21 protein-coding genes are annotated in these 25758 nt (G+C 71.9%); 14 read left to right on the top strand and 7 right to left on the bottom strand.

All coding sequences use genetic code 11. From position 1 onward, the window contains the following. Nucleotides 1-211 precede the first annotated feature (211 nt). From ACIQMX_RS22080 to ACIQMX_RS22090, 3 genes are all read left to right on the top strand, one after another. Nucleotides 212-946: a VIT1/CCC1 transporter family protein gene (locus ACIQMX_RS22080; RefSeq protein WP_363070522.1), complete on the top strand. Its 735-nt coding sequence runs from the start codon at nucleotides 212-214 to the stop codon at nucleotides 944-946. A 414-nt stretch (nucleotides 947-1360) separates the two neighbouring features. After that, nucleotides 1361-5920 carry a glutamate synthase large subunit gene (gltB, locus tag ACIQMX_RS22085; protein ID WP_402480403.1) on the top strand — a complete coding sequence of 1520 codons (4560 nt, stop codon included), beginning with the start codon at nucleotides 1361-1363 and terminating at the stop codon, nucleotides 5918-5920. After that, on the top strand, nucleotides 5913-7373 hold the full coding sequence (locus ACIQMX_RS22090; RefSeq protein ID WP_363070526.1) for a glutamate synthase subunit beta: 1461 nt from the start codon (nucleotides 5913-5915) through the stop codon (nucleotides 7371-7373). The genes gltB and ACIQMX_RS22090 overlap by 8 nt, the downstream gene beginning before the upstream one ends. A 121-nt stretch (nucleotides 7374-7494) precedes the next feature. Here the strand turns inward: ACIQMX_RS22090 and ACIQMX_RS22095 are convergent, their stop codons facing one another. Then, entirely contained in the window at nucleotides 7495-8730 is a 1236-nt protein-coding gene (locus ACIQMX_RS22095) for an SLC13 family permease (protein WP_402480406.1), read from the bottom strand. Nucleotides 8731-8765: 35 nt separating this feature from the next. Next, on the bottom strand, nucleotides 8766-9689 hold the full coding sequence (locus ACIQMX_RS22100) for a rhomboid family intramembrane serine protease (protein WP_402480409.1): 924 nt from the start codon (nucleotides 9687-9689) through the stop codon (nucleotides 8766-8768). Between the two features lie 119 nt (nucleotides 9690-9808). Here ACIQMX_RS22100 and ACIQMX_RS22105 point away from each other — a divergent pair, with 119 nt between their 5' ends. Further along, nucleotides 9809-10393, top strand: a complete 585-nt coding sequence (locus tag ACIQMX_RS22105; RefSeq protein WP_402480412.1) for a HutD family protein — start codon at nucleotides 9809-9811, stop codon at nucleotides 10391-10393. On the opposite strand, the gene ACIQMX_RS22110 is transcribed toward ACIQMX_RS22105, so the two are convergent. Further along, complete coding sequence (locus ACIQMX_RS22110; RefSeq protein ID WP_402480415.1) at nucleotides 10372-10659, bottom strand: hypothetical protein; 288 nt, start codon at nucleotides 10657-10659, stop codon at nucleotides 10372-10374. The genes ACIQMX_RS22105 and ACIQMX_RS22110 overlap by 22 nt on opposite strands. 165 nt (nucleotides 10660-10824) lie before the next feature. Between ACIQMX_RS22110 and ACIQMX_RS22115 the strand changes: the two genes are divergently transcribed. The 4 genes from ACIQMX_RS22115 to ACIQMX_RS22130 all read left to right on the top strand — a co-directional run bounded on the left by ACIQMX_RS22115 (nucleotide 10825) and on the right by ACIQMX_RS22130 (nucleotide 14469). Continuing rightward, nucleotides 10825-11331, top strand: a complete 507-nt coding sequence (locus ACIQMX_RS22115; protein ID WP_363070536.1) for a pyridoxamine 5'-phosphate oxidase family protein — start codon at nucleotides 10825-10827, stop codon at nucleotides 11329-11331. Nucleotides 11332-11387: 56 nt separating this feature from the next. After that, a complete protein-coding gene (locus ACIQMX_RS22120) occupies nucleotides 11388-11999 on the top strand; it encodes a TetR/AcrR family transcriptional regulator (RefSeq protein ID WP_402480418.1) in 612 nt (203 codons plus the stop codon). Nucleotides 12000-12305: 306 nt separating this feature from the next. Further along, the gene (locus tag ACIQMX_RS22125) at nucleotides 12306-12509 is read left to right on the top strand and encodes a cold-shock protein (protein ID WP_015607926.1); all 204 of its coding nucleotides are present in this window, start codon (nucleotides 12306-12308) and stop codon (nucleotides 12507-12509) included. 259 nt (nucleotides 12510-12768) lie between these two features. Further along, nucleotides 12769-14469, top strand: coding sequence for a DEAD/DEAH box helicase (locus ACIQMX_RS22130; RefSeq protein ID WP_402480421.1), 1701 nt, complete (start codon nucleotides 12769-12771; stop codon nucleotides 14467-14469). Between the two features lie 97 nt (nucleotides 14470-14566). On the opposite strand, the gene ACIQMX_RS22135 is transcribed toward ACIQMX_RS22130, so the two are convergent. From ACIQMX_RS22135 to ACIQMX_RS22145, 3 genes are all read right to left on the bottom strand, one after another. Next, the gene (locus ACIQMX_RS22135; RefSeq protein WP_363070542.1) at nucleotides 14567-15550 is read right to left on the bottom strand and encodes an ankyrin repeat domain-containing protein; all 984 of its coding nucleotides are present in this window, start codon (nucleotides 15548-15550) and stop codon (nucleotides 14567-14569) included. Between the two features lie 56 nt (nucleotides 15551-15606). Further along, on the bottom strand, nucleotides 15607-16515 hold the full coding sequence (locus ACIQMX_RS22140) for a hypothetical protein (RefSeq protein WP_363070544.1): 909 nt from the start codon (nucleotides 16513-16515) through the stop codon (nucleotides 15607-15609). A 64-nt stretch (nucleotides 16516-16579) separates the two neighbouring features. Next, entirely contained in the window at nucleotides 16580-18382 is a 1803-nt protein-coding gene (locus tag ACIQMX_RS22145; RefSeq protein ID WP_402480425.1) for a glycoside hydrolase family 35 protein, read from the bottom strand. Between the two features lie 223 nt (nucleotides 18383-18605). On the opposite strand from ACIQMX_RS22145, the gene ACIQMX_RS22150 reads away from it, so the two are divergent. Both ACIQMX_RS22150 and ACIQMX_RS22155 read left to right on the top strand, forming a co-directional pair. Further along, nucleotides 18606-19484: an AraC family transcriptional regulator gene (locus ACIQMX_RS22150; protein WP_363070548.1), complete on the top strand. Its 879-nt coding sequence runs from the start codon at nucleotides 18606-18608 to the stop codon at nucleotides 19482-19484. Between the two features lie 25 nt (nucleotides 19485-19509). Continuing rightward, nucleotides 19510-19839, top strand: coding sequence for a chorismate mutase (locus tag ACIQMX_RS22155; RefSeq protein ID WP_306069773.1), 330 nt, complete (start codon nucleotides 19510-19512; stop codon nucleotides 19837-19839). 22 nt (nucleotides 19840-19861) lie between these two features. Here ACIQMX_RS22155 and ACIQMX_RS22160 read toward each other — a convergent pair whose 3' ends face one another. Next, a complete protein-coding gene (locus ACIQMX_RS22160) occupies nucleotides 19862-21298 on the bottom strand; it encodes an MFS transporter (RefSeq protein WP_402480429.1) in 1437 nt (478 codons plus the stop codon). A 322-nt stretch (nucleotides 21299-21620) separates the two neighbouring features. On the opposite strand from ACIQMX_RS22160, the gene ACIQMX_RS22165 reads away from it, so the two are divergent. The 4 genes from ACIQMX_RS22165 to ACIQMX_RS22180 are packed head-to-tail and all read left to right on the top strand — an operon-like array spanning nucleotide 21621 to nucleotide 25718. Next, nucleotides 21621-23102: an aldehyde dehydrogenase gene (locus ACIQMX_RS22165; RefSeq protein WP_402480431.1), complete on the top strand. Its 1482-nt coding sequence runs from the start codon at nucleotides 21621-21623 to the stop codon at nucleotides 23100-23102. 29 nt (nucleotides 23103-23131) lie between these two features. Then, a complete protein-coding gene (locus ACIQMX_RS22170; RefSeq protein WP_402480434.1) occupies nucleotides 23132-24097 on the top strand; it encodes a VOC family protein in 966 nt (321 codons plus the stop codon). Then, entirely contained in the window at nucleotides 24094-24933 is an 840-nt protein-coding gene (locus ACIQMX_RS22175) for an aspartate dehydrogenase domain-containing protein (RefSeq protein WP_363070556.1), read from the top strand. Before ACIQMX_RS22170 ends, ACIQMX_RS22175 begins: the two co-directional genes overlap by 4 nt. Continuing rightward, nucleotides 24930-25718 carry an alpha/beta fold hydrolase gene (locus ACIQMX_RS22180; RefSeq protein ID WP_402480437.1) on the top strand — a complete coding sequence of 263 codons (789 nt, stop codon included), beginning with the start codon at nucleotides 24930-24932 and terminating at the stop codon, nucleotides 25716-25718. The genes ACIQMX_RS22175 and ACIQMX_RS22180 overlap by 4 nt, the downstream gene beginning before the upstream one ends. Nucleotides 25719-25758: the final 40 nt, after the last annotated feature.

The raw sequence follows: 25758 nt of genomic DNA on the forward strand, positions 1-25758 counted from the left end.
TGCCACGCGGAGCCGCGACAGAGGCCGGTTATCACCACAAAAGGGCCACTCGGATGACGGCCTTCGGACAGCAAGGCAAGGCGTACCTACCTGGTTACTCAGGGTGGTAAGTACGGCCTGCCTTGCTGGCGGGAGCCATTTTTCGTGCGTACTTTCGAGGGTGTCGAGCGGGCGGAGCGTACGAAATCCGCTGCCGGAGAAGGGGAGAGCCGTGTCCATCATCGAGACCGACGCCGTACTGCACGAGGCGCACCGGGACAACCACACCCACCGCGATGTCAACGGCGGATGGCTGCGTCCTGCGGTGTTCGGTGCGATGGACGGCCTCGTCTCGAACCTCGCCCTGATGACCGGTGTCGCGGGCGGCGCGGTCTCGCACCGCACGATCGTGATCACCGGCCTGGCCGGTCTGGCCGCGGGCGCCTTCTCCATGGCGGCCGGTGAGTACACCTCCGTCGCCTCGCAGCGCGAGCTCGTCGAGGCCGAGCTCGACGTCGAGCGGCGGGAGCTGCGCAAGCACCCCAAGGACGAGGAGCGGGAGCTCGCCGCGCTCTACGAGTCCCGCGGGGTCGAGGCCGCTCTGGCCCGCGAGGTCGCCCGGCAGCTGTCGCGCGACCCGGAGCAGGCCCTGGAGATCCACGCCCGCGAGGAGCTCGGCATCGATCCGGGCGACCTGCCGTCGCCCCTGGTCGCCGCCGTGTCCTCGTTCGGCGCCTTCGCGCTGGGCGCCCTGCTGCCCGTGCTGCCGTATCTGCTCGGCGCGGACGCGATGTGGCCCGCCGTTCTGCTCGCCCTGGCCGGGCTCTTCGGCTGCGGTGCGGTGGTCGCCCGGGTCACGGCCCGCAGCTGGTGGTTCAGCGGACTGCGTCAGCTGGCGCTCGGCGGTGCCGCCGCCGCGATCACCTACGGCCTGGGCGCCCTGTTCGGGGTGGCCGTCGGGGGCTGAGCCCCGCATCCGGTCCCTTGCGGCCGCGCACACCGCCCGTGTGCGCGGCCGTCACGCGTGCGCCATGTGTGTGACGTACGTCCTGACCACCGCCACTGGGCGGATCAGTCGTACGCGACGTAAAATGAGTCTCTATGCAGGGCTACACATAAGTAGTCGTTACCCGGCGGTTTCGTTTCCTTTGCCGCCGGGCATGAGCCGTAGACACCGCAGGCAACGACGCCTGCTCTCTGCGGTCTCCCGGGCGCCGATCCTCCGACTGCGACCCCCTCCACCGTCACGGCGGTGTCCGTATGTTGGAACGAGCTATCCGCTTTTTGAGAAGCGTCCCATCATGTAATCTGCACGAAATTTCGCAGAGGGCCAACGTCGTCCCTCGGCACCGCAAATGCCACGACGACGACGGGAGAGCCGATGCGCACCGACGCCTGGTCGCCCATGGACGGTCGCCCCGCCCAGCAGGGGATGTACGACCCCCGCAACGAGCACGACGCCTGTGGCGTGGGGTTCGTAGCCACTCTGACCGGTGTGGCCGGCCACGAGCTGGTCGAGCAGGCGCTGACCGTACTGCGCAACCTCGAACACCGCGGAGCCACCGGATCCGAGCCCGACTCCGGTGACGGTGCCGGAATCCTGCTCCAGGTCCCGGACGCCTTCCTCCGTGAAGAGGTCCCCTTCGAGCTCCCCGAGGCCGGCGCCTACGCCGTCGGCATCGCCTTCCTGCCCGCGGACGACTCCACCGAGGCCGTCCGCAAGCTCGAGAAGATCGCCGCCGAAGAAGGCCTCAAGGTCCTCGGCTGGCGCGAGGTCCCGGTCACCCCCGGCATCCTCGGCAACGGCGCCCGCGCCACCATGCCCGAGTTCCGCCAGCTCTTCGTCGCGGACGGCGAGAGCACCGGCATCGTCCTGGACCGCAAGGCCTTCGTGCTGCGCAAGCGCGCCGAGCGTGAGACCGGGGTCTACTTCCCGTCGCTCTCCGCCCGCACGATCGTCTACAAGGGGATGCTCACCACCGGGCAGCTGGAGCCGTTCTTCCCGGACCTCTCCGACCGCCGTTTCGCCACGACGGTCGCGCTGGTCCACTCCCGCTTCTCCACCAACACCTTCCCGAGCTGGCCGCTCGCCCACCCGTACCGCTTCGTCGCGCACAACGGCGAGATCAACACGGTCAAGGGCAACCGCAACTGGATGAAGGCCCGCGAGTCCCAGCTCGCCTCCAGTCTCTTCGGCGAGGCGCAGCTCGACCGGATCTTCCCCGTCTGCACCCCGGACGCCTCCGACTCGGCCTCCTTCGACGAGGTCCTGGAGCTGCTCCACCTCGGCGGCCGTTCGCTGCCGCACTCGGTCCTGATGATGGTCCCCGAGGCGTGGGAGAACCACGCCTCCATGGACCCGGCCCGGCGTGCCTTCTACCAGTACCACTCCACGATGATGGAGCCCTGGGACGGCCCGGCCTGCGTCACCTTCACCGACGGCACCCAGGTCGGCGCGGTCCTCGACCGCAACGGCCTGCGCCCCGGCCGCTACTGGGTCACCGACGACGGCCTCGTCGTGCTCTCCTCCGAGGTCGGCGTCCTGGACATCGACCCCGCCAAGGTCGTCCGCAAGGGCCGCCTCCAGCCGGGCAAGATGTTCCTCGTCGACACCGCCGAGCGCCGCATCGTCGAGGACGACGAGATCAAGGCGTCCCTCGCCGCCGAGAACCCGTACCAGGAATGGCTGGAAACCGGCGAGATCGAGCTGGAGGACCTCCCCGAGCGGGAGCACATCGTCCACACGCACGCCTCCGTCACCCGCCGCCAGCAGACCTTCGGCTACACCGAGGAAGAGCTCCGCGTCATCCTCGCGCCGATGGCCCGCACCGCCGGCGAGCCGCTCGGCTCGATGGGCACCGACTCGCCCATCGCCGCGCTCTCCGCGCGCCCCCGGCTGCTGTTCGACTACTTCACCCAGCTGTTCGCGCAGGTCACCAACCCGCCGCTGGACGCCATCCGCGAGGAGCTCGTCACCTCGCTGCGCTCCTCGCTGGGCCCCGCCGGCAACCTGCTGGAGCCGACCGCCGCGTCCTGCCGCAGCGTCACGCTGCCCTTCCCGGTGATCGACAACGACGAGCTGGCCAAGCTCATACACATCAACGCCGACGGCGACATGCCGGGCATGAAGGCCGCGACGCTTTCCGGCCTCTACCGCGTGAGCGGCGGCGGCGAGGCGCTGGCCGCGCGGATCGAGGAGATCTGCACGGAGGTCGACGCCGCCATCGAGGACGGCGCCCGCCTGATCGTCCTGTCCGACCGGCACTCCGACGCCGAGCACGCGCCGATCCCGTCGCTCCTGCTCACCTCCGCCGTCCACCACCACCTCATCCGCACCAAGCAGCGCACCCAGGTGGGCCTGCTGGTCGAGGCCGGTGACGTCCGCGAGGTCCACCACGTCGCGCTGCTGATCGGCTACGGCGCGGCCGCCGTCAACCCCTACCTGGCCATGGAGTCCGTCGAGGACCTCGTCCGGGCCGGCACGTTCATCGAGGGCATCGAGGCCGAACAGGCCATCCGCAACCTCATCTACGCGCTGGGCAAGGGCGTCCTCAAGGTCATGTCCAAGATGGGCATCTCCACCGTCGCCTCCTACCGCGGCGCCCAGGTCTTCGAGGCCGTCGGCCTCAACGAGGACTTCGTCGCGCAGTACTTCAACGGCACCGCCACCAAGATCGGCGGCGCCGGACTCGACGTCGTCGCCAAGGAGGTCGCCGCCCGGCACGCCAAGGGCTACCCCGCCTCCGGCATCTCCGCCTCGCACCGCGCGCTGGAGATCGGCGGCGAGTACCAGTGGCGCCGCGAGGGCGAGCCGCACCTGTTCGACCCGGAGACGGTCTTCCGCCTCCAGCACGCCACCCGCAACCGCCGGTACGACATCTTCAAGAAGTACACGGACCGGGTGAACGAGCAGTCCGAGCGCCTGATGACGCTCCGCGGACTCTTCGGCTTCGCCCCGGACCGCGAGGCCATCGACATCGACGAGGTCGAGTCCGTGGCCGACATCGTCAAGCGCTTCTCCACCGGCGCCATGTCGTACGGCTCGATCTCCCGCGAGGCGCACGAGACCCTCGCCATCGCCATGAACCAGCTGGGCGGCAAGTCCAACACCGGTGAGGGCGGCGAGGACGCGGACCGGCTCTACGACCCGGCCCGCCGCTCGTCCATCAAGCAGGTCGCCTCCGGCCGCTTCGGTGTCACCAGCGAGTACCTGGTCAACGCGGACGACATCCAGATCAAGATGGCGCAGGGCGCCAAGCCCGGCGAGGGCGGCCAGCTGCCCGGCCACAAGGTCTACCCGTGGGTCGCCAAGACCCGGCACTCCACCCCGGGCGTCGGTCTGATCTCGCCGCCGCCGCACCACGACATCTACTCCATCGAGGACCTGGCTCAGCTGATCCACGACCTCAAGAACGCCAACCCGGCGGCCCGCATCCACGTGAAGCTGGTCTCCGAGGTCGGTGTCGGCACGGTCGCCGCCGGTGTCTCCAAGGCGCACGCGGACGTCGTCCTCATCTCCGGCCACGACGGCGGAACGGGCGCCTCCCCGCTCACCTCCCTGAAGCACGCGGGCGGCCCCTGGGAGCTCGGCCTCGCCGAGACCCAGCAGACGCTGCTGCTCAACGGCCTGCGCGACCGCATCGTCGTGCAGACCGACGGCCAGCTCAAGACCGGCCGCGACGTCGTCATCGCCGCGCTGCTGGGCGCCGAGGAGTTCGGTTTCGCGACCGCGCCGCTCGTCGTCTCCGGCTGCGTCATGATGCGCGTCTGCCACCTCGACACGTGCCCGGTCGGCATCGCCACCCAGAACCCGGTCCTGCGCGACCGCTTCTCCGGCAAGGCCGAGTACATCGTCAACTTCTTCGAGTTCATCGCCCAGGAAGTCCGCGAGATCCTCGCCGAGCTCGGCTTCCGTACGATCGAAGAGGCCGTCGGCCACGCCGAGCTGCTGGACACCGACCGTGCGATCACGCACTGGAAGGCCCAGGGCCTCGACCTCGCCCCGCTGTTCCACGTCCCCGAGCTGGCCGAGGGCGCCGTCCGCCACCAGATCGCCGAGCAGGACCACGGGCTCGCCAAGGCCCTCGACAACGAGCTCATCAAGCTCGCCTCCGACGCCCTGAACGCCGACAGCGCCGAGTCCGCCCTGCCGGTCCGCGCGCAGGTCGCGATCCGCAACATCAACCGGACCGTCGGCACGATGCTCGGTCACGAGGTCACGAAGAAGTTCGGCGGCGCGGGCCTGCCCGAGGACACCGTCGACATCACCTTCACCGGCTCCGCGGGCCAGTCCTTCGGCGCCTTCCTGCCCAGCGGTGTCACGCTGCGCCTGGAGGGCGACGCCAACGACTACGTCGGCAAGGGCCTCTCCGGCGGCCGCGTCGTCGTCCGTCCGGACCGCGGCGCCGACCACCTCGCCGAGTACTCCACCATCGCGGGCAACACCATCGCCTACGGTGCCACCGGCGGCGAACTGTTCCTGCGCGGCCGCACCGGTGAACGGTTCTGCGTCCGCAACTCCGGCGCCACGGTCGTCTCGGAAGGCGTGGGCGACCACGGCTGCGAGTACATGACCGGCGGACACGCCGTCGTCCTCGGCGAGACCGGACGCAACTTCGCGGCCGGCATGTCGGGCGGTGTCGCGTACGTCATCGACCTGAACCGCGACCACGTCAACGTCGGGAACCTCGGCGCCGTCGAGGAACTCTCCGACACCGACGGACAGTGGCTGCACGACGTCGTGCGCCGCCACCAGGAGGAGACCGGATCCACGGTCGCCGAGAAGCTGCTGGCCGACTGGGACACCGCGGTGGCCCGGTTCAGCAAGATCATCCCGTCCACCTACAAGGCAGTGCTCGCCGCCAAGGACGCCGCTGAGCTCGCCGGTCTCTCCGAGCAGGAGACCACCGAGAAGATGATGGAGGCGGCGACCCATGGCTGACCCCAAGGGCTTCCTGACCACCGGACGCGAGGTCGCCCAGACCCGCCCCGTCGGCGAGCGCGTCAAGGACTGGAACGAGGTCTACGTTCCGGGCTCGCTGCTCCCGATCATCAGCAAGCAGGCCGGCCGCTGCATGGACTGCGGCATCCCGTTCTGCCACAACGGCTGCCCGCTCGGAAACCTCATCCCCGAGTGGAACGACTACGCCTACCGCGAGGACTGGACCGCCGCGTCCGAGCGCCTGCACGCCACGAACAACTTCCCGGAGTTCACCGGGCGGCTCTGCCCGGCCCCCTGCGAGTCGGCGTGCGTGCTCGGCATCAACCAGCCGGCCGTCACCATCAAGAACGTCGAAGTCTCGATCATCGACCAGGCGTGGGACCGCGGCGACGTCACCCCGCAGCCGCCCGAGCGTCTCTCCGGCAAGACCGTGGCCGTCATCGGCTCCGGCCCGGCCGGACTCGCCGCCGCCCAGCAGCTGACCCGGGCCGGCCACACCGTCGCCGTCTACGAGCGCGCGGACCGCATCGGAGGACTCCTCCGGTACGGCATCCCCGAGTTCAAGATGGAGAAGTCGCACATCAACCGCCGCATCGAGCAGATGCGCACGGAGGGCACCAAGTTCCGCACCGAGATCGAGGTCGGCAAGGACATCGACGCCGCGAAGCTGCGGCGCCGCTACGACGCCGTCGTCATCGCCGCCGGCGCCACCGTCTCCCGCGATCTGCCCGTCCCGGGCCGTGAGCTGAACGGCGTGCACTTCGCGATGGAGTACCTGCCGCTCGCCAACAAGGTGCAGGAGGGCGACCTGACGGTCTCCCCGATCACCGCCGAGGGCAAGCACGTCGTCGTCATCGGCGGCGGCGACACCGGGGCCGACTGCGTCGGCACCGCCCACCGCCAGGGCGCGCTCTCCGTCACCCAGCTGGAGATCATGCCGCAGCCGGGCGAGGAGCGGAACGCCAACCAGCCCTGGCCGACCTTCCCCATGCTCTACAAGGTCACCTCCGCGCACGAGGAGGGCGGCGAGCGGGTCTACTCCGTCTCGACCACCCACTTCGAGGGCGACGAGGACGGCAACGTGGCTGCCCTCCACCTCGTCGAGGTGGAGTTCAAGGACGGTAAGCTGGAGCAGAAGCCCGGCACCGAGCGGCAGATCCCGGCACAGCTGGTCACCCTCGCGATGGGCTTCACCGGCACGGACCAGGCCAACGGCCTGGTCCAGCAGTTCGGTCTGGAGCTCGACGCACGGGGCAACGTCGCCCGTGACGACGACTACGCCACCAACGTCGACGGCGTGTTCGTCGCCGGAGACGCCGGCCGCGGCCAGTCCCTCATCGTGTGGGCCATCGCCGAGGGCCGCTCCGCGGCACGCGGCGTGGACCGCTTCCTGACCGGAGCCAGCGCACTGCCGGCCCCGATCCGCCCGACGGACCGTTCCCTGATGGTCTGATCACGGCACACAGACGTCCCGTACAACGGCGTACGGAACTGAACGCGGCGCCTGCCCGTCCCCGACCGGACGATTCGGCAGGCGCCGTGGCGCATCCCGGGGCAGGTCGCCGCCCCGCTCCTCAGGTGACCAGGGCCAGCGCGCAGGTGGCGGCGGACACCGCCGTCACCGACAGCACCAGACCGGTCAGGACGAAGCGCCGCACATCGATCTGTGTCCCCTGCCAGCGGCACCGCTCGAACCACAGCAGCGTCGCCAGCGAACCCCACGGTGTGACGACGGACCCCGCGTTGACCCCGATCAGCAGGGCGAGCAGCTGGTGGTGGTTGTCCGCGGGGATCACCGCCTCGCCCGCCACGTAGGCCGGCAGGTTGTTCAGCACGTTCGACAGCCCCGCACCCACCCCGGCCGACCGCAGCATGCCGACGAAGCCGTCGTCCGAGCCGAGCGCCCGCACCAGCAGCTCGTGCAGCCCGTGCGCGCCGACCGTCTCCACGACCAGGAACATCCCGGGCACCAGCACCAGCAGCCGCCACGGGACCAGCGAGAGCCGCAGCTCCTGGCGGCGCCGCGCCGCGTAGGCCGCCACCACGACCACCATCGCGACCAGCGAGGCGCACCACAGCGGAACGTCCAGCAGCAGGATCGCCAGCAGGAAACCGCCGCACGCCACCGCGCAGATCCTCAGCAGCACCGGATCACCGGGCACCGGCACGGCCGGCGGGACGTAGCGGTCCGCGCCACGACGGCCACGGCGCCAGTAGAACACCCACAGACACAGCGCCGTCACACCGATCGCGGCCAGCTGGGGCAGCCACATCACGGCGGCCAGACCGGCCGGTGACAGCGCCACCCGGTCCGCCGCCAGCAGGTTGGTCAGGTTCGACACCGGCAGCAGCAGACTCGCCGTGTTGGCCAGCCACACCGTCGTCATCGCCAACGGCAGGGCCGCGATGCCCACCCGGGTACCGAGCGCCAGCATCACGGGGGTGAGCAGGACGGCGGTCGTGTCCAGGTTCAGGGTGATCGTGGTCAGCGAGGCGAAGGCCACACACAGCCCGAAGAGCAACGGATAACGGCCCCGGCCCGCCCGCGCCACCCAGGCCGCCACCACATCGAAGACCTGCGCCCGGCCCGCCAGCTCCGCCAGCACGATGACGGTGGCCAGGAACGCCAGCAGCGGCCCGATACGCCGCATCTGGTCGGCCGCCGGCCCGGCGGGCAGCAGCCCGGTCGCCGCGGCGGCCAGCCCCAGGACGAGCAGGCCGCCCGCCAGCCAGTCCAGAGGATGCAGCCGTCGCATCAGGGAGACCGCACCGGGACGCGTGGTCCCCGGCGCGGAGTGATCATTCCGCATGCGGGCATCGTGTCAGACCGGGCACCCGGCGCCGCTCAGCCGGTCAGCGCCGAGCTCTTGAGGACCACCAGCAGCACCAGCACGGCGAACAGCACCACACACCCGGCCGCCTGCACCGGCGTACGGCGTTGCGCCGGGGCGTACGCGTAGACGACCGTGACGACCCCACCGGTCAGCAGTCCGCCCAGATGCCCCTCCCACGAGGTGAAGAACGCCGAGATGACCATCCAGGCCAGGAACCCGGCGAGGAACCGGTTCACCTCCCGCATGTCCCGGCCCAGGCGCCGGTTGATGACGTAGAACGACGCCGCGAGACCGAAGACCGCCCCCGAGGCGCCCACCACGGAGTCGAGCGGCGCGATCAGGTAGACCAGCACCGAACCGCCCAGCGCGGACAGCAGATACAGCGCGAGATACCGGACCCGGCCCAGCTGCTCCTCGACGACCCGGCCCAGGTTCCACAGCGCGTATATGTTGAAGAGGATGTGCAGCACCCCGAACGGCAGCGAACCGGGCGTGGACCCCTCCGGCGGCAGGTGCAGGAAGGCCCCGGTCAGCAGCCGGTACCACTCACCGTCCACCACGCCGATCACGTCGAAGCCGGAGAACCCCCCGTCCACGTAGACGTACTGGCCGCCGTCCGGGCCGGTCAGCCCGGCGCCCGTCATCGCGAACCGGTCGACGATCCCGGGACGGACCAGCTCGCCCAGGTACACCAGGACGTTGAGGCCCATCAGCACATACGTGACGAGCGGCACCGCGTTGCGGGTCACCGCACCGCCGAACACCGTCCGCGCCTGCCGCACCGAACGCCGCCCCTCCTTCACGCACTCCGCGCAGTGATGGCCGACGGCCGCCTCGCGCATGCAGTCGGGGCAGATGAAGCGCTCGCAGCGGGTGCAGCTCACATGCGTCTCGTACGAGGGATGGCGGTAGCACGTGGTGACGGCGGCCTCCATGGCCGGCTCCTTCATCGGGGGCGAACAGAGGCCGGTGGGGGCGGCGGCGATCAAGATAGCGAATCCGGGGCAGGGGTCTAGGCTCGGGGTTCCTCACCGCCGATGATCGGAGCCCCCTGATGACCGCCGAGGCGTTCCGGATCCTGCGCGCGGCCGGCCGCGCGCCTGTGGCGTGGCGGAACGGCGGGGGCACCACCCGCGAGATCGCCGCGTCCCAGGACGCCACCACCGCTTCCTTCGACTGGCGGGTCAGTCTGGCGGACGTGGCCGCGGACGGGCCGTTCTCCGTGTTCCCGGGGGTCGACCGGACCCTGACGGTGGTCGAGGGGGCCGGGATGGACCTGATGGTGGACGGTGAGCACCACATCGTCGACGAGCCGTACTGGCCCCACGACTTCCCGGGAGACGTGGACACGGACGGCCGGCTGCTGGCGGGCCCGGTCGTGAACCTCAACGTGATGTACCGCAGGGACCGGGTCCGCGCCGAGACGGCGGTGGTGCGCGGCACCCTCCGGCTGATGGCTCCGGAGGGCGGGGCGGTGCTGGCCGTGGCGCTGGAGGACGGTGCCGTCATCGACGGTACGGACGTACGGCTCGGCCGCTACGACGCGGTGCTGCTGCGGAGCAGGGCGTCGTGCGTGCTGCGGACCCAGGGGGACGCGGCGCTGGTGACCGTGTCGGGTTACGAGCCCGGCACCCAGTAGCGGTGCACCTCGCAGACCGCGGGGCGCTCACCGGAGGCGGGCAGTCCCTGCTTCTCGGCGACGGGCATCATCACCGCGCCGAACCTGTCCATGGCCTCGCGGGACTCCCAGAGGTCGTACACCTCGATGCCCGCGTCCGTGGTCACGCAGACGTGCGAGAGGCAGCCCGCGAACGTGTCGCCGGGCAGTGACCGCAGTTCCGCGTCGAGCGCGTCGTACTGGTCCGTCGTCATGCCCGGCAGCGACGCCTTCATGAAGATCGCCATCTGAACCCACCTCGCAGGGAGCGGCCCTCCCTGCCGTCCGGACGGCGGCTTCCACCCCTTCCAGCACACCATGCGGGGGCCGCCGCGGCATCCGTCCGGGTGGTCCCTCACCGTGCTTGGGGAAACCAGACAGAGGATGTCGGGATTCCCGGGTTCGATGGAGCCATGACCTCATCGAACTGGGCGGACTTCCAGGCCGCCGAACCGGACTTCGCCGCCACCGTGCGCCGGCGTTTCGAGCAGTACAAGCACCACGTCCTGGCGACCGTCCGCAAGGACGGTTCGCCCCGTGTGACCGGCCTCGAAGTGGACTTCCGGCTGGACGAGCCGCTCCTCGGCATGATGCCGAACTCGCGCAAGGCGCTCGACCTGCGCCGCGATCCCCGCTTCGCCGTGCAGGCCAACCCGGGCCCCGACGCCGAGATGGCCGACGGGGACGTACGGATCTCGGGACGCGCGGTGGAGGTGGCCGACCCGGACCTGCTCGCCCGCTTCGTCGACGAGGTGAAACCGCCGGAGCCCTTCCACCTCTTCCGGGTGGAGCTCACCGAGGTCGTACGCACCGGGATCGAGGGCGGGGACACCCTGGTCGTCCAGGTCTGGCGCCCCGGCCGGCCGCTGCACACGATCCGCCGGGGCAACGACGACGCCCCGGCGGCCGCGGCGTCCTGACGGCGGCGGGGACGGGGCCCGTCCGGGGCGGCGGCCGCCGGGCGGAGAATGGGCGGGTGCCTACCAAGAAGAAGCCCCAGGTGACTCCCTCGCCCGAGCGCCGTGACGAACTGCTCGCCACCGCCGCCGAGGTGTTCGCCGCCCAGGGATACAACGCCACGACCGTCCGCAGGATCGCGGACGCGGCCGGCATGCTCGCGGGCAGCCTCTACTACCACTTCGATTCCAAGGAATCGATGCTCGACGAGATCCTCTCCACGTTCCTGAACGAGCTGTGGGAGGGGTACGACGCCGTTCTCGACGCGGGGCTCGGCCCCAGGGAGACCATCGAGGCGCTCGTCACCGAATCCTTCCGCGAGATCGACCGGCACCGTGCCGCCGTCGCCATCTACCAGAAGGAGGCCCGGCACCTGGCGGCCCAGCCCCGGTTCCAGTACCTCGTCGAGTCCCAGGAGAGGTTCGAGAAGGCCTGGCTCGGCACCCTGGAGCGGGGCGTCGCCGACCGGAGCTTCCGGGACGACCTCGACATCCGTCTCACCTACCGGTTCGTCCGCGACACCGTCTGGGTCGCCGCGTCCTGGTACCGGCCGGGCGGACAGCACAGTCCGGAGGAGATCGCCCGTCAGTACCTCTCGATGGTCCTGGACGGCATCGCGCTGCGTCACTGATACCGGCCGGGAGACAGTTCGCGGGGCGGGTTCGAACAGTTTCGAAAGGCCTTCCGGCCGGACGCCCCAAGGGATCTCCCGGAAATCCGCCGGCCGGCGGCGCGGCGCGTCCCACCGCTGGTCGGCAGATCGTGCTACGGTGGTCCGGTTGCAGTTTTGGTACCCATGAACTTTATGTGCGCCTGACGGGAATGCTTCCTCAGGCGCTTTATTGTTTTCCGGCTTTCTCCGGGTGGGGCTCAATGCGGCGACTTGGAATTCGTAAAGTGCGGATTTCCGGCACTGCACCTGTTTTAGGAGAATGACATGGCTACTGGAACCGTGAAGTGGTTCAACTCGGAAAAGGGCTTCGGCTTCATCGAGCAGGACGGCGGCGGCGCCGACGTCTTCGCCCACTACTCCAACATCGCCACCCAGGGCTTCCGTGAGCTCCAGGAGGGCCAGAAGGTCTCCTTCGACGTCACGCAGGGCCAGAAGGGCCCGCAGGCGGAGAACATCGTCCCGGCCTAATTGCCGGACGCGTACCTCGCAGCCGGGGCCCGCACCGTGAAGGTGCGGGTCCCGGCTTGTGCTGTCCCTGGGAAGTAGCGCAAAGACGGGCGCCGACCGGCGCCCCGCACCGGGTGCGACGAAGCACCCCGGGAGTCCCGAGCGCTCCGCGCGCCGCGTACGGCGGCATGACCGCACGTCCACGCAGCCCCCGGAACGCTCCAGAAATCCCCAGCAGTCCCACGTAGTTCCCAGGAATCCCCCAGGAGGGCAATTCCGTATGACCCGCTCCGAACGTCAGGACCGTCCCGCCCGCAATCGCCCGTCGAGGGGGCGTGGCACGGCCCAGGCAAAGGCAACCGCACAGGGTTCCGGCAAGGGATCCGGCAAGGCGTCGCCCCGTCGCAGGGCCACGCCGCCGCAGGGTGAGTTCGCCCTGCCCGAAACCATGACCCCCGCACTGCCCGCCGTCGAGGCGTTCGCCGAGCTGGACATGCCCGCCGCCCTGCTGAAAACCCTTGCCGCGCAGGGCGTCACCGACCCGTTCCCGATCCAGGGCGCCACCCTGCCGAACTCGCTGGCGGGCCGGGACATCCTCGGCCGCGGCCGCACCGGCTCCGGCAAGACCCTCGCGTTCGGCCTCGCGCTGCTCGCCCGCACCGCCGGGCGCCGCTCCGAGCCGAAGGCGCCGCTGGCGCTCGTCCTCGTCCCGACCCGCGAGCTCGCCCAGCAGGTCACCGACGCGCTCACGCCGTACGCCACCGCCGTCAACCTGCGGATGGCCACCGTCGTGGGCGGCATGTCGATCAGCAAGCAGTCCGGCACGCTGCGCCGCGGCGCCGAAGTGCTCGTCGCCACGCCCGGCCGGCTCAAGGACCTCATCGAGCGCGGCGACTGCCGCCTGGACGACGTCGCCATCACCGTCCTCGACGAGGCCGACCAGATGGCCGACATGGGCTTCATGCCGCAGGTCGTCGCCCTGCTCAAGCAGGTCGAGGAAGGCGGACAGCGGATGCTGTTCTCCGCGACCCTGGACAAGAACATCGACCGGCTGGTCAAGATGTTCCTGACCGACCCCGTCGTGCACTCGGTCGACCCGTCCGCCGGTGCCGTCACCACGATGGAGCACCACGTGCTCCACGTGCTCGACGAGACCGACAAGAAGGCCGTCGCCACGAAGATCGCCGCCCGCGAGGGCCGCGTGATCATGTTCGTCGACACCAAGCGCGCCGCCGACCGCTTCGCCAAGCGGCTGCTCGCCAGCGGCGTACGGGCCTCCGCGCTGCACGGCGGGCGTTCCCAGCCGCAGCGCAACCGGACCCTGGACCAGTTCAAGACCGGTGAGGTCACCGTGCTGGTCGCGACGAACGTGGCGGCCCGCGGCATCCATGTCGACGACCTCGACCTGGTCGTCAACGTGGACCCGCCCACCGACCACAAGGACTACCTCCACCGCGGTGGACGCACGGCGCGCGCCGGCGAGTCCGGCAGCGTCGTCACGCTGGTGCTGCCCGAGGAGAAGCGGGAGATGACCCGGCTGATGCAGGACGCGGGCATCGCTCCCCGCACCACGCGCATCAGGTCCAGCGACGAGGAGCTCACCCGGATCACCGGGGCGCGTGAACCGTCCGGTATCGCGATCGTGATCGAGGTCCCGCAGCCGACCCCGCCGAAGCCGCGCACGCGGTCCGGCGGCACCGGTACGGGCACCGGCACCGGCGGCGGGTTCCGTTCGGGCAGCCGTGGCCGGGGCCGGCGCGGTGGCGCCGGCGGCGCGGGTGCTGCCGGGGGCAGCGGTACGGGCGGCGCGGGTCGCGCCGGCGGTGCCGGTGGCACGGGTGGTGCGGGCCGCTCCGGCGGTGCCGGTCGCGCCGGTGGTTCCGGTGGCGCAGGCCGCTCCGGCGGTTCCGCCGGTGGCACGGGCCGCTCCGGCGGTTCCGGCCGCGGTGGCGCGCCCGCGCGGGGCCGCCGCGCGGCGTAGCAGGTCACAGTTCAGCCCGTCCGGAGTTCGAGGACGGAGCGGCTGCCGGGTTCGCCCGCAGCACCGCTTCCGTCCTCGCACGCCGGACGGGCTGTCCCTACCGCCTGGGCGGGCTCGGCTCACCGGCCCCCAGCCGCGCCAGCACCTCCGCGCCGAAGGCCCGCAGCAACGGGTCGTCCGCCGCACACCACGCGGCCGCCGCCTGACGGGTCTCCTCGTCGCCGCGCTCGCACAACGCCTCCGCCGACGCCTGCCAGTTGTCCAGCCCCGGGCCCCCGGACCGCAGCGCCCGACGCGCCAGTTCCTCGAAGGACGCGAGCACACCCAGCTCCGCCTCCAGGACCGTGGCGATCGCACCGTGCCCCGTCTGCTGGTCCCGGCCCGCGGCCGGCCGGCCGTCGCGGACGAGTTCGACGGTCAGCGTCTGACCGCCGTCGGCCGCGGTCCGGCGCACCGCCACCTCGTACGCGTCCCCGTACAACTCCCGCAGGCCCGCCCGCATCTCCTGCTCCAGGTCGGTGTCCAGCATGCGCCTCGCCTCGTCGAGCGCCTCCTCGACCGCGCCCTGCACCGCTCCCGCGCCATGTCCCAGCAGCGCGCGGACCGTCGGCAGGGAGCCCCGCCGGGCCGCGAGCAGCAGGGGCGATTCGCCCTCGGGGCCCGGCAGGCAAGGATCGGCGCCGTACGCCAGCAGCACCTCGGCGGTCCGTGCGTGGCCGAGCCCCACCGCCCACCGAAGCGCCGTGAACCCGAACTGCTCCCGCAGATCCGGCCGCGCCCCGGCCGCCAGCAGAGCCTCGGCCACCTCCGTGTGCCCGCCGCACGCCGCCCCGCACAGCGGCAGGTCACCCGAGTCGGGACCACAGGCCCGGTCGGGGTCGGCGCCCGCCGCGAGGAGCAGCCGCACCGCCCCCGGCCGGTCCGACACCGCCGCCAGATAGAGCGCGCTCGCACCGTCCTCGTCGGCCGACTCCGCGGACACACCGGCACGGAGCAGCCGTACGACGGCGTTGTCGCCCTCGTACAACGCCTCGAGCAGGCGGTGTCCGCCCGCCGCTGCCGTCATCGGATCTTCTGTCACATTTCGACTGTAATACGCCGCACGGCAAGGCGACTTGCCCGGAGCGGGGGGCCTTCTCAGGTGGTGCAGTCCAGCACCGTCCGGCACAGCGCGCACCGCGCCCGCACCCGGCCGCGGACCGGAACCCTGTTGCGCTGATGGCAGGTCGGGCACGCGAACGCGACCCGCAGGCCGTCCCCGCCCGCCTCGAAGGCGTACGGAACCCCTGGGCCCGGGGCCGGCACCGCACCGGGATGGTCCTGGGCGTACCGCCGGTCCCTGGCGTACCGGCGCCGGCCCGCCCAGCCCGCGGCCGTCAGCGGCGGCTGCGCACTCTCGCGCAGGGCCTGCGCCCGGCCCTTGGTGTACGCGGTGTACGCCTGCGGGCTGGTGAACCAGGGCGAGGGATCCTCGTCGAAGGCGAGCGCCCGCTTGGCCAGCACGTACCCGAACTCCTCCGGAGTGAGGTAGCCGAGCTTCTGGCTGGACGTGGCGTCCTCCCGGAACGCGTCCAGCAGCAGCCAGCCGGCCCCCAGGTACGCCGCCGCGGTGTCGGTGAGGATCTCGTTGTCCCGGGTCCCCGGGAACTCCAGGCCGAGGCGGTGCAGCAGCACATGCATGACCTCGTGCGACAGCGCGGCGCCGATGTCCCGGCGATGGGTGCGGAAGCGGTCGTTCAGCTCGATGAAGTACTCCGGCCCCGCCGCGAGTTCGACGCTTCCCGCATGCTCCATCGCACGGAACGCCACGATCATCCGCGCGTCCGGCAGCCGCAGATGCTGCACCATCGCCCGCGCCACCCGCTGCGCACCGAGGTGCAGATCGTCCGCGTCCGCGAACGCCGCGTCGGCCGGGGCGAGACTCGGGGCGAAGCGGTGCACGCCGTCGTACGAGAGGCGGCGGTAGAGCGCGGTGATCGCGGAGCGGACGGTGTCCAGATGCGGGAAACCGTGCACCACCGGGCTGCCCGGGGGACTGTCCGCCACGTCCTCACCCCCACCTCGCGACGCCCGGCTCCGCTCCACTGTAGACCGGGGCGGGCGGGGCCCGTCAGACGTCCGGGCCCGCCGGCCCGGGCGCCCGCACGGGCACCCCCGGGCCCAGCTCCGCGTACGGAGCCGCCGCACCCTCCACCTCCAGCACCCACACCTCGTTGGCCCCGTCCCGCAGCACCGGACCCGGCACGTACAGCGTCCGCTGCGGGCCCGCCGCCCAGTAGCGTCCGAGGCAGAATCCGTTCACCCAGACGAACCCGCGCGTCCAGCCCGGCAGTTCGAAACCCGCGTGCCCGGTTCCGGACACGTCGGCGACCTCGAACGTGCCCCGGTACAGTCCGGTCCCCCCGGACCCGTCGACCGGCGCGAACGGCACGTCCTCCAACGCGGCCGGGCCGTCGAACGCGTCGAGCCGCAGCGCCCGCGCCCGTACGCCGTGCAGGAACTGGCGCTCGTGCAGCACGCCCCCGGTGATCCCCTTCGGCTCGCCCAGCCGGGGCCCGTAGTTGACCCGGCCCAGCGACTCCACCCACAGCTCCACCTCGGCGGGCCCGCCCACCGGCTCCGCCAGCGTGCTGTCCACCTCGCTCAGCACGCCGCGGCGGACGCCGTCCACGTACACGACCGCCCGGTCCCGCAGCCCGAGGACGCCCAGGGGGTACGGGTCGCGCGGACCCGGTACCGCCACCCGGTAGCGGACCAGGCCGCGGTCGACCCCCAGCTCCTCGAACGTGGGCGGCACACCGGACTCCGCCGTCTCCTCGTCGCCCAGCGCCTCCATGACGTCGGGCAGCGGCGCCCACTCGGTCAGTTCGGCCCGTACCGGAGCCAGGCCGGTGGGGCCGGCCGGCAGCGGGGGCAGCGGCCCGTCCGCGTACCGGGCCAGGATCTCCCGGAACAGGTGGAACTTCTCCGTGGCCCGCCCGTACTCGTCCACCGGCGCGTCGTAGTCGTACGACGTCACCGTCGGCAGCAGTTCCCCGTCCTGGAGCGGCCCGGAACGGTTGGCGCCCGCCCAGCCCGCGAAGTTCGTCCCCCCGTGCGCCATGTAGATGTTCACCGAGGCCCCGCACTCCAGGATCTCCCGCAGTGCGTCGGCGGCCTGCGCCGGATCCCGCAGGACCGGCGGCGAACCCCAGTGCTCGAACCAGCCGCACCAGAACTCCATGCACATCAGCGGACCGCCGGGCTGATGACGGCGCAGCACCCGGAACGCCTCGCGGGCGCCCGAACCGAAGTTCGCCGTGGCCAGCAGGCCGGGCACCGAGCCGCCGGTGAGCATGTGGTCCTCCGGCCCGTCGGAGGTGAACAGCGGAACGCTCACGCCGGACCCACCGAGCACGGCCGCGATCCGGCGCAGATGGACGGCGTCGGTGCCGTAGCTGCCGTACTCGTTCTCCGCCTGCACCATGATCACCGGACCGCCGCGGTCGGCCTGCCGCTCCACCACCTGAGGCAGCAGCTCGGCGAACCACCGCTCCACCGCGTCCAGATACCCGGCGTCCCGGGTCCGCACCCGCCGGCCGAACCGCCCGGTCACCCAGGCCGGCAGCCCGCCGTTCTCCCACTCCGCGCAGATGTACGGCCCCGGGCGGACGATCGCCCACAGACCGGCCTGCTGTGCCGCGTCCAGGAAGCGGCCGAGCGCCCCGACGTCCCGGAACTCGCCGGGCCGCGGCTCGTGGAGGTTCCACGGCACGTACGTCTCGACGCAGTTCAGGCCCATCGCCCGCAGCATCGACAGCCGGTGCTCCCACTGCGCCTCGTGGACCCGGAAGTAGTGCAGCGCCCCCGACAGCAGCCGTACGGGCGTCCCGTCGATCCGGAAGTGGTCGTCCGCCACGGTGAAGTCAGCCATCGTGCTCGTTCTCTCCTGATGCGCGCGGTCCCGTGAACGCCGCGCCGCGCGGCCCGGTACGAGCGGAACGCGTACGTGTGACGGAGCGGGCGAACCCGGGAGCAAGGTCACGGCCCAGCCTCAGCCCTGGCGTGCGGCCGGTCCATGGACAAAGATCACTGCTGATTGGACGCAGCACACGACGCCGCACGTCACCCGGTCGCGGACGGAGGAACGAAGGCCGATGTACCACACCTGGATGCGTTTCTTCACGCCGAGCCCGCTCCACCACCGCCTCGGCCTGGTCTGCCTGGGGGTCGGCCTGCAGCACGGCACGCTGCCGACCGTCGGCCCGCGCACCCTGGACCACCACGTGGCCGTCGTCATCAACGCGGGCAGCGGATGGTTCGCGGGTCCGGACGGGCGCCGGGTGCCCGTCACCGCGCCCAGCCTGATCTGGCTGACCCCCGGCACCCCGCACCACTACGGCGCCGACCCGGTCACCGGCTGGGACGAGAGCTTCGTCGATTTCACCGGGCCCGCCACCACCACGTACACCGAACTCGGCTACATCGAGCCGGACCGCCCCCTCGTCCCGCTCTCCGACACCGGGGCGCCGAGGGCCGCCGTGGGCCGGATGGTCAGGGCGGCCCGCCGCGGCAACCCCCTGCTGGAGGTCGAGACGGGGGCGGCCGTCCACGAACTCCTCGTCGCGCTCCGCCGGGCGCGCGCCGACATCGGCCCCGACGGCGACCCGGTGCTCCAGGCCCTGGCCCGTGACGCCTTCCAGCCCTTCTCCGTCGCCGAGCACGCGGCCCGGCACGGCATGACGCCCGCCGAACTGCGCACGGCGGTGCGGCGGGGCGCCGGGTGCAGTCCGAAGGACTACCTCCTGACCATCCGGCTGGGCCGCGCCAAGGAACTCCTGGCCACCGGGGACCTGCCCGTCGCCGCTGTCGCCCGGCGGGTGGGGTACGACGACCCGGCGTACTTCTCCCGGCTGTTCGCCCGCCGCGTCGGCATGGCCCCGGTCCGCTTCCGCGAACAGCAGGGCCGCAGCGTGCCGGGTGGCTGGAGCGACCGTGTTCCGGACCCGGAACACCCTCCGACGATCATCCCGTAGCCGGGCACCTCTAAGCTCACTGACCATGACCACGAGCGACATCGACGATTCCGTAGGCGCCGAACTGAACCGGCTGCGCGAGAGCATCGACAACATCGACGCGGCTGTTGTGCACATGCTCGCCGAGCGCTTCAAGTGCACCCAGCAGGTCGGCCACCTCAAGGCCGCCCACCAGCTCCCCCCGGCCGACCCGGCCCGCGAGTCCCGTCAGATCGCCCGGCTCCGTCAACTGGCCGAGAGCGCCCATCTGGACCCGGCGTTCGCCGAGAAGCTGCTGAACTTCATCGTGGCGGAGGTCATCCGCCACCATGAACGGATCGCGGACGAGTCGGCGGCGAACGGGGCGGGGGAGTAGCGGCGGGCCCCGGGGCAGGGGCTCAGGGAGAGATCTCCTCCAGCGGCCGGTTCGCCGTCTCCTCCGCCAGCGTCCCGGCCACCACGGCGCCCACCAGGGCCACCGTTCCCAGCATCACGAACACCGCGCCGACGCTGTCGCCTGCCGCGTAGACGACGCCCACCAGCACCGGGCCGAGGATCACGCCCAGCCGGTTGACCGCGCCGCCGACGCTGCACCCCAGGGCGCGCATCCGGGTCGGGTAGAGCTCGGGCGTGTACAGGTACAGGCAGATGTTGGAGCCGAAGAAGCCGACCGCCGAGAGCGAGGTCCAGACCAGGACCTGTGCGGGGGTGCCGGCGCCGAGCGCGGCGAGGGTGAGCAGGAGGGCGGCCGAGGCGCCGAGGCAGATCGCGAAGATCCGGCGGCGGCCGAGTACGTCCACGGTGAGGGCGACGACGAGGCAGCCGAGCAGGCCGGCGACCGAGGTCACCGTGGAGTACAGCAGGGCGTCGGAGAGGGTGAGGCCGTACGCGTCCTTGTAGATGCTGGGCAGCCAGGACGTCACGCCGTAGTTGACGAAGTAGCCGGTGAACCAGATCGCGCCGACCACCAGTGTGCGGCGCCGGTAGCGGCCGGTGAACAGGCCGCGCACTCCGGTCGCGGCGCGTTCGGCGGGGGTGGCGGTGGCCGCTGCCACGGATTCCGGGGCGGTGGGGGCGGGGCCGGACGGGCGGGGGAGCGGCTTGCCCGTCGCCGCCGAGACCTTCGCCTCGATCTCCGTCATCACCGCGTCGGCCTCGTCCAGCCGGCCGCGCTCCGCCAGCCAGCGGGGTGATTCGGGGACCCCCCGCTGGACGAGGAAGGCCAGCAGGCCGGGTACGGCGGCGACCGCGAACATCACGCGCCAGCCCGCCGCCGGGACCACCCAGGCCGCGACCAGGGCGCCGATGGTGAGGCCGGCCGGGAAGACGAGCTCGTACAGCAGGACGAAGCGGCCCCGTTTGAAGCTCCGGGTGATCTCGCTGATGAAGGCCGCCGCCACCGGCACCTCGCCCCCGATCGCGAGCCCCTGGACGAAGCGCAGGGCCAGGAACGGGGTGAGCGAGGTGCACGCGGTCAGCGCCAGGCTCACGAGCCCGGACGCGGCCACGCAGTACGCGATCACCTTCACCCGGCCGTAGCGGTCGGCCAGCCGGCCCGACAGCAGTGCGCCGACGAGCATGCCGGCCGAGCCGACCGTGAGGACCGCCGTGGCGTCGCCCGTGGACAGCTGCCACTCGTCGCGGAGTTCCGGCAGCGCATAGGCGATCAGCAGCTGGTCGAAGGCCTCGAAGAAGGTGACGACACCCACGATCAGGCGGACGGTGACGTGCCAGCGCGAGAGCGGCAGGCGCTCGAAGCGGGCGGCGATGGTGGCGCGGGTGGTGCCGGCCGGCTGGAGGCCGGCGGCGGCGTCCTTCGAGGTGTCGGTGCTCATCCAGGGTTCCTCCTGCTCCGCGTGGGGCCGGAGCGGTTGGGGAGCCAGGTGTACGGGGTTACGGAGGGGCGGGAACGAGCTGAGCGTACGGGCGGGAACGGCCACACGGCGCTCGTGAGCTTGTGAAGTCGCCCACGCGCCCTGGCCGCCACCTCTGTAAGTGCCTAGCTTTTAAGTGCTTAAGTTTTACCGGTCCAGGGGTGCCGGCCGTCAAGCCCCTCGGAGGCAAAAGGAGATTTTGCCGAGGGGGCTTGCGGACGATTACTTAAGCCCTTAGATTTTTAGCTCTGAGGTAATCGATCCGATCGCAGGAGGCCAACTGATGCTTGCCGACGAGGTGTTGGTCGCGGGGCAGTGGCGACAGGGCCGTGGCGCCCTCATCGAAACGGTCGACCCGGCCACCGGCCAGGTCATCGCCACCGTGCACGCCGCATCCCTCGACGACGTCGAGGAGGCCGCCACCGCAGCCGCCAGCGCCGCCCACGACCCCGCCTGGCGCGAGCTCCCCGCCCACCTCCGCGCCCGGCTGCTCCACCGCATCGCCGACCTCGTCGAGCAGAGCGCCGACCGGCTCTCCGCCCTGCAGACCGCCGACACCGGCAAATGCCGCACCGAGACCCGGGCCCTCGTCCACAGCGCCGCCGGCACCTTCCGCTACACCGCCGCAGCCCTGGAGACCGCCGAGGACACCCTCACCCCCTCCCGCGGCCCGTACGTCACGATGAGCGTCCACGAGCCCATCGGCGTCGTCGGCGCGATCACCCCCTGGAACTCGCCGATCGCCAGCGACGCCCAGAAACTCGCCCCCGCCCTCGCCGCGGGCAACGCCGTCCTCCTCAAGCCCGCCGAGTGGACCCCCCTCGTCGCCCTCGCGCTCGGCCGCCTCGTCCACCGGGCACTCACCGAGGCCGGGCTGCCCACCGCCCTGCTCTCCGTCCTGCCCGGCCGCGGCAGCGTCATCGGCGACGCGATCGTCCGCCACCCGGCCGTGGAGAAGATCACCTTCACCGGCGGCACCGCCACCGGCCGCACCCTCGCCCACGCCGCCGCCGACAAACTGATCCCCGTCTCCCTCGAACTCGGCGGCAAGTCCCCGACGATCGTGCTGGAGGACGCCGACCTGGAACAGGCCCTCGCCGGCGTCATGTACGGCGTCTTCTCCTCCAGTGGCCAGAGCTGCATCGCCGGCTCCCGGCTGTTCGTCGCCCGCCCCCGCTACGAGGAGTTCCTCGGCGAACTCGTCTCCCGTACCGGGAAACTCCGCGTCGGACCCGGCACCGACCCCGGCACCCAGGTCGCCCCGCTCGTCCACCACCGCCACCGCGACAGCGTCGCCGCCTACGTCGACCTGGCCCGCGAGGAGGGCGCCACCGTCCGGTGCGGAGGAGCCGCCCCCGACGGCGACCGGTACCGCGACGGCGCCTACTACCTCCCCACCGTCCTGGACGGTCTGCCCAACTCCGCCCGCGTCTGCCAGGAGGAGATCTTCGGACCCGTCGTCGTCGCCCTGCCCTTCGACGACGAGGACGACCTCGTCACCCAGGCCAACGACAGCGTCTACGGACTGGCCTGCGGCATCTGGACCCGCGACCACGCCCGGGCCTGGCGCCTCGCCCGCCGCATCGACGCGGGCACCGTCTGGATCAACACGTACAAGCAGTTCAGCATCTCCACCCCGTTCGGCGGGCTGAAGGACAGCGGCATCGGCACCGAGAAGGGCCGCGACCTCATCCGCGGCTACCAGCGGCAGAAGTCCCTCTACTGGGCCACCGACACCACCCCCCTGCCCTGGGCCGCCCAGTGAAGCCGAGCGAGACGAACCCGGAGCCCCCCATGACGTACGAGAACACCCCACACCCCCTGCCGGCACCCGTGGCCCGGCTGCGCGCCCTGCGCTCCGTCGAGCTCCGCACCCCCGCCTTCACCGAGTCCGCCGACTTCTACCGCGAGGTCTGGGGCCTGGAAGCCGTCGAGCAGGAAGCGGACGCCGCCTGGCTGCGCGGCACCGGCGAGGAACACCACGTCCTCCACCTCGCCCGCGGAGAGCGGAACGGCCTCGGCCGCATCACGTTCGCCATCGCCACCCCCGCCGAGATCGACGAGGCCGCCCGCCGGCTCCTCGCCCGGGGCATCGTCCCCGTCGCGGGCCCCGGCCCCCTCGACCAGGTCGGCGGCGGCTACGGACTCCGCTTCACCGACCCCGAGGGCCGGCTGATCGAACTCAGCGCCCAGACCCACGCCGTCACCCCGCGCGGCCGGGACGCCGCCGTCCCCGTCGGCGTCACCCACACCGTCCTCAACACCACGGACATCGACGCCGCCGTCGCCTTCTACACCTGCGTCCTCGGCCTGCGCGTCTCCGACTGGTCCGAGCACCAGATGGCGTTCCTGCGCTGCAACGCCGACCACCACTGCATCGCGTTCAACCAGGCCGAGTGGACCTCCCTCAACCACGTCGCCTACGAGATGACCTCCGTCGACCACTTCATGCGCGGCCTCGGACGCCTGCGCCACCACGGCATCAACCCCCAGTGGGGGCCCGGCCGCCACGGACCCGGCAACAACACCTTCTCCTACTTCACCGACCCCGCCGGACTCGTCTGCGAATACACCTCCGAGGTCGCCCAGATCGTCGAGGACGCCTGGATCGCCAAGGTCTGGCGCCGCACCCCCGACCTCTCCGACCTCTGGGGAACCGCGGGACCGCCCTCACCCGCCATCCGCGGCCACATGGCCGGCACCCCCGACCCCGGACCCCTCGCCACCCCCACCGACGCGCCAGAAGAGGTGACCGCATGACCACCACCCTCAGCCCCCGGCCGGACATCACCACCCGCCCCACCCGCCCCGTGCGCCGCGTCGGCCTCGTCGGCTGGGGCGCCATCGGACGCGTCGTCGGCACCGCGCTCGCCGAAGGACACATCCCCGGCGCGGAACTCACCTGCATCATCGACAACCGCCCCCTCGTCGACGCCCCCGCACCCCAGCTCTCCTTCGAGGACGCCCTCGCCGTCTGCGACCTCATCGTCGAAGCGGCGGGCCAGGCCGTCGTACGCGAATGGGCCGAGCGCGTCCTCGACAGCGGCGCCGACCTGCTGATCGCCTCCACCGGCGCCCTCGTCGACCCCGAACTCACCGACCGGCTGCGCGCCGCCGGACCCGGACGCGTCTACTTCACCGGCGGAGCCGTCGGCGGACTCGACCTCCTCCAGGCCGTCCGCGGACTCGGCCCGCTCACCTCCGTCACCCTCACCACCACCAAGCTCCCCGCCACCCTCCACCAGCCCTGGATGGACGCGGAACTGACCGAGCGGCTGCGGACCACCACCGGACCCCTCGAAGTGATGCGCGGCACCGCCGCCGACGTCCCGGTGAAGTTCCCCAAGTCGACCAACGTCGCCGCGTCCGTCGCCCTCGCCACCGGCGACCCCGCCCTCGTCCGGGTCGTCGTCGTCGCCGACCCGGACGCCACCCTCACCCGGCACGTCATCGACGCGGCAGGCCCGCACGGCACCTACCGCTTCGAGGTCGCCCACCGGCCCGACGAGGCGAACCCCGCCACCAGCCAGGTCGTCCCGCACGCCGTGCTCCGCAGCCTCGGCGCCGTCGTCGGCCGGGCAGGACAGATCCTGTGACCGCCGCCGGGATCCACACCCGGGAGGCCGGCGACCCGGACGCCCCGCTGCTCCTCTGCCTCCACGGCATAGGCTCCTCCTCCGCCGCCTTCGTCCCCCAACTCGACGGGCTCGCCGACCAGGTGCGCGTCGTGGCCTGGGACGCCCCCGGCTACGCGGACTCCGACGACCCCGACCGCGCACCCGGCCTCGACGGCTACGCCGACACCGCCGCCGCCCTCATCCGCGCACACGGCGGCCCGGCCCACGTCCTCGGCGTCTCCTGGGGCGGCGTCATCGCGCTGCGCCTCGCCACCCGCCACCCCGGACTCGTCGCCTCCCTGATCGTCGCCGACTCCAGCCGCGGCTCCGGCACCCACCCGGAGAAGGCCGAAGCCATGCGCGGGCGTGCACACCAACTCGCCGACCAGGGACCCGAAACCTTCGCCGCCGCCCGCGGACCACGCCTCGTCTCCGCCGGCGCACCCCCCGAACTCGTGGAACGCGTCGTCGCCACCATGGCCGCCTCCGTCCGCAGCCCCGGCTACGGATACGCCGCCGCCTCCATGGCCGAAGCCGACCTCACCGACGACCTGCCCGCCATCACCGCACCCGCCCTCGTGCTGTGCGGCGAGCAGGACACCGTCACCGGAACCGACGAGTCGCAGGCCATCGCCGGCGGACTCACCAAGTCCGTCTACGTGACCCTCTCCGGCGCCGGACACCTCTCCAACCAGGAACGCCCCGAGGCCTTCAACGCCTGGGTCCGCGCCCACCTCCACGTCGTCGCCCGCCTTCCCGCGTAACGACGAGACCCCGACCCCACCACAGAACCAGGAGCATCCC

Origin of the sequence: Streptomyces sp. NPDC091416 (assembly GCF_044756845.1) — a bacterium.
GTDB lineage: Bacteria > Actinomycetota > Actinomycetes > Streptomycetales > Streptomycetaceae > Streptomyces.

Excerpts from the sequence above, each read along its gene's own strand:
- ACIQMX_RS22130 (WP_402480421.1), top strand. The coding sequence starts at position 12,769 with ATGACCCGCTCCGAACGTCAGGACCGTCCCGCCCGCAATCGCCCGTCG.
- gltB (WP_402480403.1), top strand. The coding sequence starts at position 1,361 with ATGCGCACCGACGCCTGGTCGCCCATGGACGGTCGCCCCGCCCAGCAG.
- ACIQMX_RS22150 (WP_363070548.1), top strand. The coding sequence starts at position 18,606 with ATGTACCACACCTGGATGCGTTTCTTCACGCCGAGCCCGCTCCACCAC.
- ACIQMX_RS22175 (WP_363070556.1), top strand. The coding sequence starts at position 24,094 with ATGACCACCACCCTCAGCCCCCGGCCGGACATCACCACCCGCCCCACC.
- ACIQMX_RS22100 (WP_402480409.1), bottom strand. The coding sequence starts at position 9,689 with ATGGAGGCCGCCGTCACCACGTGCTACCGCCATCCCTCGTACGAGACG.
- ACIQMX_RS22095 (WP_402480406.1), bottom strand. The coding sequence starts at position 8,730 with ATGCGGAATGATCACTCCGCGCCGGGGACCACGCGTCCCGGTGCGGTC.
- ACIQMX_RS22110 (WP_402480415.1), bottom strand. The coding sequence starts at position 10,659 with ATGGCGATCTTCATGAAGGCGTCGCTGCCGGGCATGACGACGGACCAG.
- ACIQMX_RS22115 (WP_363070536.1), top strand. The coding sequence starts at position 10,825 with ATGACCTCATCGAACTGGGCGGACTTCCAGGCCGCCGAACCGGACTTC.
- ACIQMX_RS22165 (WP_402480431.1), top strand. The coding sequence starts at position 21,621 with ATGCTTGCCGACGAGGTGTTGGTCGCGGGGCAGTGGCGACAGGGCCGT.
- ACIQMX_RS22090 (WP_363070526.1), top strand. The coding sequence starts at position 5,913 with ATGGCTGACCCCAAGGGCTTCCTGACCACCGGACGCGAGGTCGCCCAG.
- ACIQMX_RS22160 (WP_402480429.1), bottom strand. The coding sequence starts at position 21,298 with ATGAGCACCGACACCTCGAAGGACGCCGCCGCCGGCCTCCAGCCGGCC.
- ACIQMX_RS22155 (WP_306069773.1), top strand. The coding sequence starts at position 19,510 with ATGACCACGAGCGACATCGACGATTCCGTAGGCGCCGAACTGAACCGG.
- ACIQMX_RS22170 (WP_402480434.1), top strand. The coding sequence starts at position 23,132 with ATGACGTACGAGAACACCCCACACCCCCTGCCGGCACCCGTGGCCCGG.
- ACIQMX_RS22145 (WP_402480425.1), bottom strand. The coding sequence starts at position 18,382 with ATGGCTGACTTCACCGTGGCGGACGACCACTTCCGGATCGACGGGACG.
- ACIQMX_RS22125 (WP_015607926.1), top strand. The coding sequence starts at position 12,306 with ATGGCTACTGGAACCGTGAAGTGGTTCAACTCGGAAAAGGGCTTCGGC.
- ACIQMX_RS22105 (WP_402480412.1), top strand. The coding sequence starts at position 9,809 with ATGACCGCCGAGGCGTTCCGGATCCTGCGCGCGGCCGGCCGCGCGCCT.